Here is a 12,307-nt window from a genome sequence, read left to right as displayed (position 1 = left end):
AGGACAGGCATGAGCGAAGGTCTCAGCGGCAAGGAAATGATCGGCGGCCTGGGTCTGTTCGCTCTGGTCGTGCTGACGGGCCTGGGCCTGGCGGCGCTCGTGGCACCCGGCGACGGCCGCGCGGCGCTGGCCAGCGTGGCGGCGCTGCTGCTCTCGGCCGGTCTGGCCTACGGCCTGCTGTCCCTGACGGCGATGCTGTTCGCGCCCTTCATCGCCGCGCACCTGGCCTGGAAGATCGCCACGACATCGCGCACGCCGATCGTCGATGGTTTGAGCAATATCGTCGCTGCGGCCATCCTGGTGACGGCCTACACGTTTTTCGCGACCTTGTCGGGCATCGCAGTCGGCGCCTTCGCCGGTCTCGCGGCGATGGTGGTGGGCGGGCTGGCCTATCTGATCGCGGGCTTCATGCTATCGGTGGTCATCACCTTCGTGATCCTGCGCTACACCTGAGCCGCGCCATTCGCGCGCCGCGACCGGTTTGGCGACCGATCCGTTCTACACTCGCGCCATGACCCGAGCGTGGTTCGCGCTGACATCGCTGCTGCTCATCGCCATACCGGCGGGCGCGCAGGCGCGCACGGTCTACCGGTGCGTGCGCGACGGCACCGTCAGCCTGGCGACGGCGCCCGAACCGGGTTCGCGCTGCGAGGCCAAACAGATCGACGACAACGCCGCCAAGCTGCCCAATCTCTGGGGCGCGATGGGCGTGATCAGCGGCACCTTGTACGAGCGCCAGCAGGACGGCCGCACGGTCTACAGCACGCGCAACCTGCCCGGGTCGGTGAAAGTGCTCGGCTTCACCGTGAGCACGCCACCGGGTGCGCAGGCGCATGCCGGACTCGGGGCCTTGGGCCCGCCGGTGCTGGACAAGTACGCGGCCGATTTCCGCGCGGCGGCCAATGCCACCGGCGTCGACCAGGCATGGCTACGTGCGATCGCGCACGTCGAGAGCGGCTTCGATGCCGCTGCCGTCTCGCCCAAAGGCGCGCAAGGCGTCATGCAGCTCATGCCGGATACGGCGAAGCAATATGGCGTCACCGATCCGTTCTCGTCGGCGCAGTCGATCTACGCCGGCGCCAAGCATCTCAAGGATCTGCTACGTCGCTACAAGAACGATCCAAGCCTGGTCGCGGCCGCGTACAACGCCGGCGTCGGCACGGTCGCGCGCTACGGCGGCGTGCCGCCGTATGCGGAGACCGAAGACTATGTCGCCAAGGTGCTCGTGTTGCGCGAACGATACCAGGCCGTACTGAATCCGCCGCCGAAAAAGAAAAAACGCGCGCGCTAAGTGCGAATGTCGCGTGTTTAACGGAACGCGAAGGTAAGGTGATCAGCACTCACCCCGCGACTGCGACTCTACAAACAATGTGCTCTTTCAATCAGCAATGCAGCTTGATGCATTGCAAAACTCTAATCGCGCGCACGGATACTCAACTTCGTTCATCACCGAAACTTCGCTGTTCGTCCCACGGCACATCCCAGGCGAAAAAAATTCCGCTAGGTTCCGCGAGCGGTCGTCGTGACCGCCATGCAAACAACGGAGCGTAAAAATGAACGACGCAATGGAAACTCGTTTGATCGGCCGTAAAGTCGCTATCGAAACGGCGCCGTATGACGCCAACGCCAACGCGAATGTCGGTCGCTCGACCTTCACCCGCACGGGTCCGACGCGCGAGATCGACTACGCCGACAACGGCGACCAGATTCCGTAAGGATTCACTGCGCGGTGATGCATCACCGCGTTGTCTGGGCCGGGTGCAGGTCTCCTGCATCCGGCTCATTTGCTGGCACGACAGGCGGGCGGTGCAATGGATTCATCCTCGAACAGGCGTCCCGTCACCTTCTTCGGCGTGTTCCGCCGGCTGCTGCCGACCATCTGGGAATGCCGGGCGCGCGTGCTGCTCGCGCTGGCGTTCGTGGTCGCGGCCAAGCTCGCCAGCATCGGCGTACCGGTGCTGCTCAAGCAGCTCATCGACGCGATGAATACGCGCACCGCGGTCATCGCGGTACCGACCCTGCTCTTGCTCGGCTACGGCGCGTTGCGTCTGTCGACCTCCTTGTTCCAGGAAGCGCGCGGCATCGTGTTCGCGCGCGTGCTGACGCGCACGACGCGCGTGATCACCCTGCGCGTGTTCGCGCATTTGCATTCGCTGAGCCTGCGCTTCCATCTCGACCGCCGCACCGGCGGCGTGAGTCGCGACATCGAGCGCGGCATGACCTCGATCGCCGATCTCATCGATTGGTCGATCTACATGATCCTGCCGACCCTGTTTGAAGTCGGCGTGGTCGCGGCGATCCTGATCGTCCGCTACGACTGGAGCTTCACCGTCATCACCCTGGCGACGCTGATCGGCTACGGCCTTTTCACCTACGCGGCGACCGAGTGGCGACTGAACTTCTTCCGATCGATGAACGAGGCCGACAGCGAGGCCAATTCCCGCTCGGTCGATTCCCTGCTCAACTACGAGACGGTCAAATACTTTAATAGCGAGAAACACGAATTCAACCGCTTCGACCACAGCCTGCGCCAACTTGAGGAAGCGGCGATCGTCAGCCTCAAGACCGCATCGGTGCTCAACATCGGCCAGTCGGCGATCGTCGCGGTCGGTTTGAGTCTGCTGCTGTGGCGCGCCGCTGTCGGCGTGTCGGCCGGGCAGATGACCCTGGGCGACATGGTCCTGGTCAACGCCTTCCTCATCCAGCTGGCGGCGCCGCTCAATTCCCTGGGCATGCTCTATCGCGAAGTGCAGCAGGGGCTGGCCAATACCGATCGCATGTTCGCCCTGCTCGACGAGCCCGTGGAAGTACGCGACCTTCCCGAGGCGCCGGCGCTGGCGATTGCCGGCGGCAGCGTGCGCTTCGAACAGGTCGGTTTCGGCTATCAGCCCGATCGCGGCATCCTGTTCGAGGTCGATTTCCACATTCCCGCTGGCAAGACGCTCGCCGCCGTCGGCACGACCGGTGCCGGCAAGTCGACGCTGGCGCGGCTGCTGTACCGCTTTTACGACGTCGACGCCGGCCGCATCCTCGTCGATGGCCAGGACATCCGCACGGTCAGCCAGGCGTCCTTGCGTGCGGCGATCGGCATCGTTCCCCAGGACACGGTGCTGTTCAACGACTCGATCTACTACAACATCGCCTACGGGCGTCCCGAGGCCACGCGCGCCGAGGTCGTGGCGGCGGCGAAGTCCGCGCATATCCACGATTTCATCGAGAGCCTGCCGCTGGGCTACAACACCGGCGTCGGCGAGCGCGGCCTGAAGTTGTCTGGCGGCGAGAAGCAGCGCATCGCGATCGCGCGCACCCTGCTCAAGAATCCCGTCCTGCTGGTGTTCGATGAAGCCACGTCGGCGCTGGACACGCGCACCGAGCGCATCATCCAGGGCGAGATCGCGGAAATCGCGCGCCAGCGCACCACCCTGATCATCGCGCACCGGCTTTCGACGATCGTCGACGCCGACGAAATCCTCGTGCTCGACCACGGCCGTATCGTCGAACGCGGCACGCATCGCAGCCTGCTTGCCGGCGGTGGCCACTACGCCGCGTTGTGGGCGATGCAGCAGCAGACGCGCGAAGGTCTTGACGACCGCGACTTTGCCGCGCGGTACGCCGAACGCGCCGGCGTGGCGCTCTGACTTCCTTTCCTTCCGTCCTTCTTCCGGAGCTTCCATGAGAACCCTGATCGTCGCCGACCCCTGGGATATCCACGCCCGCGCCGTTGCCTGGGGACTGGAAAGCGCCGGCGAAGACTCCGTCGTCCTGTACACGCACGATTTTCCGCAGAAGAGCGCGATCAGCCTGCATTTCGACAGCGAGACGACGCGCTCTGGCGCGGATGATGCGGTCGAGTTTTCCTGCGCGCGCAACTACCGCGCGATGACGCTGGAGGATGCCGACGCGATCTGGCTGCGCCGCTGGTACCAGCCGATCGCCTCGCCAGATCTGCATCCGGCCGACAGCCGTTTCTCGCAGGCCGAATCGGGCGAGTTCATGCGCGCGACCATGCACATGCTCGACGAGCGCGAGCGCTTCTGGGTCAATCCGCTGCAGGCGAAACTGCGCGCCGACCGCAAGCCGGTGCAGTTGCTCAATGCCAAGGCGGTCGGCCTGCGGATTCCGAAGACCCTGTTCTCGAACGATCCCGAACAGATCCGCGGTTTCTTCCGCCAGCATGGCGGTCGGGCGATCTACAAGCCATTGACCGCAGCCTGTTGGGTCGCCGAAGAGAAAGTGCATGCGACCTTCACCTCGGTGCTGACCGAAGACCTGTTGCGCAACGATGCGTCGCTATCGAACGCGCCAGGTATCTACCAGGAATTCCTCGACAAGGCTTACGAGCTGCGCATCACCGTGATCGGCCGCTCGGTGTTCGCCGCGCGCCTGGATTCGCAGAAGGACGGCTTCTACCTGACCGACTGGCGTGCCAACCAGCTCGACAACGAGATCCAGTGCGACGTTTACGCCCTGCCGCCCGAGATCGAGGCCAAGTGCCTCGCGCTCATGACGCGGCTGGGCCTGGTGTTCGGCTGCATCGACATCGTGGTGACGCCGGCGGGCGAGTACGTCTTCCTGGAAGTCAACGAGATGGGCCAGTTCATCTGGCTCGAGGACATGAATCCGGGCTTGCCCCTGCTGGACTGCTTCGTGAAGTTCCTGATCAGTCGCGATCCGGGCTATCGCTACGATGCCGCGAGTCCGATTTGCGATTTCTCCGGGTTCAAGACCTGGATGGACGCCCAGGCCGATTTCGAACCCGATCCCGCACGGCACATCCTGATTCCCCGCTCATTCGAAATGCGCGAGTAATGCAGGTCGGGGCCGCAGCTCAGGCCGTGCTGCCCGGAAACCAGATATCGAAACGGGTTTCGCCCTGGCCGGTCGCGGCCAGGCGATACGAAAACCCATGCCGGTTGAGTACTTCGCGCACGAACAGCAGGCCGATGCCCTGGCCACCTTTTTTTGTGGTGAAGAACGGCGTGAAAATCTGCCCGGCGGGCAGTTCGCCGAGGCGGTCACCGGAATCGATCAGTGACAGCCGCACGCGCGTGTCTTCCCGTGCGAGCTCCAGATGCACGTGGCCGGTCGTTGCGCCCGTGTCGCGCATCGTCTCGTCCACGGCTTCGATCGCGTTCTTGATGATGTTGAGCAAGGCCTGCTCCATAAGATTGCGGTCCAGGGACAGCGCCGGGATCGCATCGCAGCGGATCCAGTCGAGGGCGATGCCGCGGCTGCGGCAGGGCTCGCGGTACAGACGCAGGATGTCCTCTGTCATCGCGCGTACGTCGACCGGGCGCGGGTCGGCGGCGGGCATCTTCACCACACGCGTGAAGCGTTCAATGAATTCGCCGAGGCTGGTATTGCGTCGTTTGACCGCCTCGATCGCGGTGCTGAAATCGGCGCCGTCCGCGGCCGTCAGCTGCGGCTGGTAGAACAGCAGCGAGTCGAGCACCGACCCTGTCGCCGCCACCGTGTTGTTGACCTCGTGGGCGAGCACGCGCACGAGTTTTTCGTAGGTGGCTTTCTCCGAGCTTTCCAGTTCCTCGGTGAATTCCTCGATCAGCAGGAAATGCCGGGCGAAGCCGCGGTCGAAGAAATGGCTGCGCAGGCCGCGATAGCGGCGACCGTTGGCGTCGACGAGCAGGCGGCTGTCGTTGAGGGCGAGGGCGTCGAGCTGCGCGAGCAGGTCGAGGCTGCGTTCGCGACCGGCAGCATCGAGTTCATCGGCGAAGCGCGCCTTGGCCTGCTGCCAGTCGGCCAGGGTCTTGCCCTCAGGTTCAACGAGACCGAGCAGGCGGCTTGCGCTGGCATTGATCAGGCTGATGCGACCGTCGAAATCGAAGGCGATCACGGCGCTCGGCGTCGCTTCGAGCAGGCGATCGAGGAAGCCGCGTTGTTCGCCGAGCTTGAGGCGCTCCTGGTACAAGGCATCGAGCATGCCGTTGAACAGGCTGACGATGCCGGCGAGTTCGTCGTTCGGCGCCTGTTGCAGGCGGGCAGCGTAATTCTGGTCCTGCAGCAGTTCGTGGAAGCGGCGCGCGTAATCGAGCGGTTGCAGGGCCCGGCGCAGCAGGGCGACGCCGACGAGCAGGCTGGCGACCAGGAAAACCTCCGCGACCACCACCACCAGCGGCTGCTCGCGATACAGCCACAGCGTCAGCCCGAAAAACGCCAGATGCAGCCCGACCAGATACGCCGTAAGGCGATCACGCAAGCTCACGCGGCGTCTCCGGGATCGCCGACGCCGGTCAATCCGTATTTCTCCAGGCGTCGATACAGCGCCGCGCGGCTCAGGCCCAGGGCTTTGGCGACGCGCGAGATATTGCCTTGATGCTGCTGCAGCATCTGTTCGATCAGGTGCCGCTCGACCTGTTCCAGCGTCATGCCATCGACGCGCAGGCCCGGACGCGTTGGATCGGAATCGCCACGCTCGGCCTGCAGGAAGTCGGCCTGGTCGAGCACGCGTTTGCCGACCAGCAGCATCGTGCGTTCCAGTACCTGCCGCAGCTGTCGGATATTGCCCGGCCACGGTTGCGCGCACAGCCATTCCATCGCGGCTGGAGACAGAGACACCGCGTCCAAGCCGTAGTCCGCACCGAGATCGGCAAGCAATTGCGTGGCGATCAGCGGGATATCACTGCGGCGATCGCGCAGGGCCGGCAGGCGCAGGGTGATCAGGTTCAGGCGGTAATACAGGTCTTCGCGGAATTCCCCGCCCGCGACCAGTTCGGCGAGCTCGCGGTTGGTCGCCGAGACGATGCGCACATCGGCCTGCTCGGCGGTGCTGGCGCCCACCGGGCGGTAGCTCTGATCCTGCAGCACGCGCAGCAGCTTGACCTGGTCGGCGCGGTTGAGCTCGCCGATTTCGTCCAGAAACAGGGTGCTGCCGAACGCGCTCGCGACATGGCCCTTGCGGTCCGTGCGTGCATCGGTGAACGCGCCTTTGACATGACCGAACATCTCGCTCTCGAACAGCGAGGACGTGATCGCGCCCATGTTGATCTTCACCGCCGGTTTGCCCGCGCGCGGGCTGTTGCGGTGGATGGCATCGGCGATGAGTTCCTTGCCGGTGCCGCTCTCGCCCAGGATCAGTACCGGCGCGCGCGTCTTGGCCACGCGCGCGACGGTCGACAGCACCTTGAGCAGGTCCGGGTGCTCGCCGACGATGCCGCTGAAGTCGAACTCGCTGTCGAGCGCATGCCGGTCCAGCCGCATCGGCGAGCGCGGCACCGCCAGCTCCAGCGTGGTGCGAATGAGTTCGACCAGCTGCGCGTTCTGCCAGGGCTTGGTGAAGAAATCCGCCGCACCGACCTTGACGCCGCGTACCGCCAGGGCGATGGAACCCCAGGCAGTCATCAGCAGCACGGGCAGGGCGGGGTAGTGTTCCTTGATCTCGGCGAGCAAGGCCAATCCCTCCTCGCCGCTGGTCTGCGCCGAGAAGTTCATGTCCTGCAGGACCAGGTCGACCGGCACCCTCGCCAGCGTCGCGAGCACCTGGCGCGGCTCGTCGCAGGTCAGTACCTCGAAGCCCGATTGCTTGAGCAACAGGGCCAGCGAGACCTGCACCGAGCTGTCGTCGTCGACGACCAGCACGCGCTGCTTGCGGGAATTTTCCATCGGGGTGTTGATGAGCGCCGCCTTGAACCGGTTATTCGTAGTGGAGGGCTTGCGTCGGACTCAGCCGGCTGGCCCGCCACGCAGGATAGAGAGCGCAGAGTACCGACACCAGCGCCATGATCGCCATCGACACCCCGGCGGCGACGAAGAACAGCGGCCAGCTGAGGTTTTCCCCAAGCACGCCGGTGATCGGCAACTGCACCAGCAGGACCAGACCGACCAGCATCGCCAGCGTGGTCAGCAACAACTGTTCGGCGATGATCTGCCGGTAGATGTCGCCGGCGGTCGCGCCGATCGCGCGGCGCAGGCCGATTTCGGGAATGCGCTGGGTGGTGTTCTGCCAGAGCACGCCGAACAGGCCGAACGCGACCATGAGCAGCAGGAACCCGGCGATCACCGAAAACACGATCAGCGGCACCACCGTGTCGTGCAGCCGCGAACGTCGCAGATCGCTCAGCGGCGAGATGCGGTAGGACCAGTCGTTGCGCACCAGCTTGAGCTGATTGCTCAGGGTCGACTCGAAGACGCGCTCGGTACCCGGTTTGACCTTCAACAGGATCGTGGTGACACCGCGCTTGCTCGTCTGCGTCGAGAAGCGGGCGATGAGGAAGTTCGTCGGCACCATGTATTCGCCATGGTTGCGCAGATCCTCGACGACGCCGGCCACGGTGTACTGCTGGCGGTCCTTGCTGCCTTGCTCGCCGTCGCTGAGGATCTGCCCGATCGCGCTCTTGCCGGGGAACAGGGCCTCGGCGAGACGACGGTTGATCACCACCGGCTCGCGCGCCGCGCCTTCATCGGCACTCGAGAACCAGCGACCTTCGGTCAGGGGCATGTCCATGACGGCGAAGAACTCGTCGCTGACCGTCATCAGGTCGCTGTCGGCCTCGCGGCCGCCCTCGGGCAGCGAGTAGGTGGTTCGCCAGGTGGAGTGTTCGTAGGGCGAGGAGTTGGCGAAGGCGACCTGCTGGACCTGCGGCAGCGCTTCGAGACTGCGCTTGAATTTGTCATAGGTCAGTGCGTCGTTCTTCATGCCCTCGTCGTTGGGTTGCTCCATCTGCACGGACCAGACATCGGTGTAGTCGAAACCGATCGGCAGGTGATAGAGCTGGTAGTAGCGGCACGCCGCGGCGGCGATCGCGAAAACGACGACGAAGGTCAGTCCGATTTCCAGGCTGAGCATGAGGTTTCTGGACTTGCGCTTCCAGATCGGTTTCAGGAATTGACGAAACATCAGGCGGCTCCCTTGAGGGCTTGCACGGGATGGAGGCGGGACATCTTCCAGGCGGGAATCACGCCCGAGAGCAGGCCGAATACGATGGTGATGATCAGGCCGTAGAAGAACACCGCGAGATTGATGTCCACCTTCAGGTAGGGAATCAGGCCCGAGTTCTCCAGCCACACGAGCACGCCCTTGGCGAGCATCAGACCGAGCAGGCCGCCGACCAGGCACAGCAGCACGTTTTCGATGACGAACTGGATCACCAGCGTGCCGCTCGACGCGCCGAAAGCCTTGCGCACGCCGATCTCGGTGCTGCGCTCCATGATGCGGCCGGTATTGAGGTTGACCAGGTTCAGGGCCGGCAAGAGCATGAACAACAGCATCAGCACGCCGATGCCGGTGAGCAGATAGGCCGCGCCGGAATCCGCCGAACGTTCGTTGCCGAGCAGGCCGCGCGCGAAGAAGTCGAGCTTGGTATCCGCCCACATGAAGGCCTGGCTCCAGTCGTCCGGTCCCTCGAGGCTGATCTGCGCGGCATGATTCCAGGCGGCGGGCTGGTCGAACTTGATCGTCTTGGCGATCTGCGCGACTTCCTCCTGGATGCGCGGAATGTCCGCCGGGCTCTTGGCCAGCAGCAAGGCGACGAACTCGCCCGACATCTGACTGCGGTATTCGGTGGACGGGTCCGTGGTGATCGGTGCCCAGATGTCGGCGTAGGCGTTGACGTGCATCGCGTCTTCGACGACACCGATGATTTCGAACTGCTGACCGCCGATGTTGAGCTTCTGGCCGACCGCGCGAACGCCGGGAAATAACTTGCCCGCCGTGGTCCGGTTCAGCACGGCGACGAAGCGGCCGAGCGTGTCGTCTTCCGCCGAGGGCAGGCGGCCGTCGAGCACAGTGAAGTCGAGGATCTTCCAATAGCCGGCATCGGTGCGACGCAGCTGCAGTTCCGTGACGCGATCGTCCTGATAGACCGACACGGTGCGCGGACCGGACGCGGCGGCGACCAGTTGCGGCGTCTTCATCGGGCGCAGGTATTGTTCGATGACCTTGTAGCCGAGCGGGCTCGTGCGGCTGCCCTGGCCGTCCTTGGTCAGCGAGACCAGGGTGGTGACCTGCACGAAGCGATCGCTTTTGCCTTCGACGCCGGTCGGGAAAAACGCGTTCTGCAGCAGGGCCGTGACCACCAGCAGCACCATCAGCGTGATCGTGATGCACAGCAGGTTGATCGCGGTGAACAGCTTGCGCCGGGTATAGACCTTGTACGCGGTCAGCAGATAATTCTTGAACATGGGTTCTTCCTCAGGCGACCAGCTGGCCGTCGAACACGCGGATGATCTGGCTGCCGCGCTTGGCCTCGCGCTCGTCGTGGGTGACCATGACCACGGTGGTGCCTTCCTGGTTGAGCTTGACCAGGTGGTCCATGACTTCTGCGCCCATCTGGCTGTCGAGATTGCCGGTCGGTTCGTCGGCGAGCAGGACCTGCGGCTTGCCGACCATCGCGCGCGCGATCGCCACGCGCTGCTGCTGACCGCCGGAAAGCTGGTTGGGGTAGTGCTCCATGCGCGCGCCGAGGCCGACCTTTTCCAGGGCTTCCTTGGCGAGGCGACGACGTTCGGCCGCGGGCACCGAGCGATACAGCAGCGGCAATTCGACGTTGTCGATGACGTGCAGGTCGTTGATGAGGTGGAAGCTCTGGAAAATGAAACCGAAGGTACGGTTGCGCAGCTGGGCCACGTCCTTGTCGCGATAGGACTTCACTTCCTTGCCGTCGACGCTGATCGCGCCGGTGCCGGGCTGGTCGAGCAGGCCGATGAGGTTGAGCAAGGTGCTCTTGCCGCAGCCGCTCGGACCCATGATGGAAAGGAACTCGCCCTTCTTCACGTGCAGGTTGATGTCTTTCAGCGCGAGCGTCTCGACCTTGTCCGTCTGGTAGGTCTTGCTGATGTTTTGCAGTCTGATCATGGCGTCGCTCTCAGTGTCGGAGGAGGGAGGGAAAGGCGGGATTAACGGGAGACGCGGAAAGCGTCGAGGTGTTTGAATCGGCTGACGTCGGACACGATGAGGCGGTCGCCGGCCTTGGCGCCGGCGAGGATCTCGACGGCACGGCCGTCGCCGAGTCCGACATCGAGTTGTTTCTTGCGCGCCATGTCGCCGTCGAGGACGAAGATGTCCTGGCGACCACGGCCGTTGAAGGCCGGGCCGGTGTCGGCCACCAGCGTGTTGGCTTTCTGTTCGGTGACGATGTTGACGTCCACGCGCAGCTTGTTGCGCAGAAGGGAATAGTTCGGCTTGTCGAGCGTGACCAGCAGGGTCACGGTGCCGTTCTGGATTTCCGGCAGGATCGTCTGCACGCGACCGGCGAGCGTCTGCCCGCTGTAGCCCACGCGTACCGCCTGACCGGGTTCGAGATAGCGCGCGTAGAAATCCGAGGCCGTCGCTTCGACGCGGTAGTTGTGCAGCTCGGAGACTTTCGCGACGAGCTGGCCGCTGCCGACGCTGGCACCTTCGTCGGCGAGCACCCAGGTCAGCATGCCGGCGAACGGGGCGCGTACCTTGGTCTGCGCCTGCAGATGGCGTTGCTGTTCGAGCTCCTTGAGCAGGATGGACTTCTGCAGTTCGGCGCCCTGGATATTGGTCTGCGTGGCCTGGCGCGCATCGGCGACCGATTCGCGGTGCTGGCGCAGTTCGATCTCGGTGCGTTTGACCACGAGCTCGGCGGCATTGAGGTCGGCCGCGGACGACGCGCCGATCTTCTCCAGGCGCTGGTAGCGACCGAGGCGGACCTTCGCGCTTTCCAGGTCCAGGCGCAGGAGCTCGATCTCGCTGGTCAGCTGTTTCTGTTTCTGGCGCATCTCCAGCGTCAATACCTGCACGCGGATTTCCTGCTGCGCGATCTGTTCCTCGAGATTGTCGATCGCCAGCTGGACCGTGTGGTCGTCCAGTTCCAGCAGCAGCTCGCCGGCGGCGACTTCCTGTCCGGCTTTGACATGCACGCGGGCGACGCGGGTCTGGATCGGGCTCGGCACCTGCTCTTCATGCACCGGGATGACGACGCCGGAGGCATTGATCGTGTTGGCGATACTGCCGGTGTGCACCTCGGCGACGCGGATGTCGGACAGGTCGATGCTCGGGCTGAGCATGCGGTTGATGCCCCAGGCCAGAACGATCAGGGCCAGCAACGCCGCGCCGGCGAGCGCGAATTTCATGCGCTGCCGCTGCTGCAGGGTCTGTGCGCTGATCGGTTGGTCCATGGGCTGTGCTTCGGTGCGGGGATGCACAGACAAGAGCAAGGGTTGTGCCAAGCGTCCCCGCGCGCGAAAGCCGCCTTGCAATCAGTGGCTTACGCGTTTTCTGGGTGAGTTCGTTGCGCGTTGGGCTGGTCGGTCACGAACAAGGGTGTTCGATATCGAACACCGACCGGCAAGTCTAAGACCGGCGCTTGCCACGCCCCCAGGCTCTTGA

At 64.4% G+C, this 12,307-nt stretch carries 11 protein-coding genes; 5 read left to right on the top strand and 6 right to left on the bottom strand.

The features are described 5' to 3' along the window. Positions 1-9 precede the first annotated feature (9 nt). From G467_RS0113325 to G467_RS17645, 5 genes are all read left to right on the top strand, one after another. Positions 10-453: a diguanylate cyclase gene (locus G467_RS0113325; RefSeq protein ID WP_022970242.1), complete on the top strand. Its 444-nt coding sequence runs from the start codon at positions 10-12 to the stop codon at positions 451-453. 58 nt (positions 454-511) lie between these two features. Then, positions 512-1,291 (top strand): lytic transglycosylase domain-containing protein, encoded by a 780-nt coding sequence (locus G467_RS16880; protein ID WP_022970241.1) that lies wholly within the window; start codon positions 512-514, stop codon positions 1,289-1,291. A gap of 262 nt (positions 1,292-1,553) precedes the next feature. Then, positions 1,554-1,715, top strand: a complete 162-nt coding sequence (locus G467_RS18095) for a hypothetical protein (RefSeq protein ID WP_155844900.1) — start codon at positions 1,554-1,556, stop codon at positions 1,713-1,715. A gap of 96 nt (positions 1,716-1,811) precedes the next feature. Next, positions 1,812-3,638 carry an ABCB family ABC transporter ATP-binding protein/permease gene (locus tag G467_RS16875; protein ID WP_022970239.1) on the top strand — a complete coding sequence of 609 codons (1,827 nt, stop codon included), beginning with the start codon at positions 1,812-1,814 and terminating at the stop codon, positions 3,636-3,638. Positions 3,639-3,672: 34 nt separating this feature from the next. Further along, the gene (locus G467_RS17645) at positions 3,673-4,809 is read left to right on the top strand and encodes an MvdC/MvdD family ATP grasp protein (protein WP_022970238.1); all 1,137 of its coding nucleotides are present in this window, start codon (positions 3,673-3,675) and stop codon (positions 4,807-4,809) included. A 19-nt stretch (positions 4,810-4,828) separates the two neighbouring features. On the opposite strand, the gene G467_RS0113300 is transcribed toward G467_RS17645, so the two are convergent. Genes G467_RS0113300 through G467_RS0113275 form a run of 6 tightly spaced genes read right to left on the bottom strand, consistent with a single transcriptional unit; the run spans position 4,829 to position 12,096 of the window. Next, positions 4,829-6,220 carry a sensor histidine kinase gene (locus G467_RS0113300; RefSeq protein ID WP_022970237.1) on the bottom strand — a complete coding sequence of 464 codons (1,392 nt, stop codon included), beginning with the start codon at positions 6,218-6,220 and terminating at the stop codon, positions 4,829-4,831. Continuing rightward, a complete protein-coding gene (locus G467_RS0113295; protein WP_022970236.1) occupies positions 6,217-7,617 on the bottom strand; it encodes a sigma-54-dependent transcriptional regulator in 1,401 nt (466 codons plus the stop codon). The genes G467_RS0113300 and G467_RS0113295 overlap by 4 nt, the downstream gene beginning before the upstream one ends. A 31-nt stretch (positions 7,618-7,648) precedes the next feature. Further along, positions 7,649-8,851: an ABC transporter permease gene (locus G467_RS0113290; protein WP_026802688.1), complete on the bottom strand. Its 1,203-nt coding sequence runs from the start codon at positions 8,849-8,851 to the stop codon at positions 7,649-7,651. Next, on the bottom strand, positions 8,851-10,134 hold the full coding sequence (locus tag G467_RS0113285; RefSeq protein ID WP_022970234.1) for an ABC transporter permease: 1,284 nt from the start codon (positions 10,132-10,134) through the stop codon (positions 8,851-8,853). The genes G467_RS0113290 and G467_RS0113285 overlap by 1 nt, the downstream gene beginning before the upstream one ends. A gap of 10 nt (positions 10,135-10,144) precedes the next feature. Next, on the bottom strand, positions 10,145-10,807 hold the full coding sequence (locus tag G467_RS0113280; RefSeq protein WP_022970233.1) for an ABC transporter ATP-binding protein: 663 nt from the start codon (positions 10,805-10,807) through the stop codon (positions 10,145-10,147). Between the two features lie 41 nt (positions 10,808-10,848). After that, a complete protein-coding gene (locus tag G467_RS0113275; protein WP_022970232.1) occupies positions 10,849-12,096 on the bottom strand; it encodes an efflux RND transporter periplasmic adaptor subunit in 1,248 nt (415 codons plus the stop codon). Positions 12,097-12,307: the final 211 nt, after the last annotated feature.

The sequence above is a fragment of the Arenimonas oryziterrae DSM 21050 = YC6267 genome (assembly GCF_000420545.1).
GTDB classification, from domain to species: Bacteria; Pseudomonadota; Gammaproteobacteria; order Xanthomonadales; family Xanthomonadaceae; genus Arenimonas; species Arenimonas oryziterrae.
This window is presented reverse-complemented; position numbering and strand designations above follow the sequence as displayed.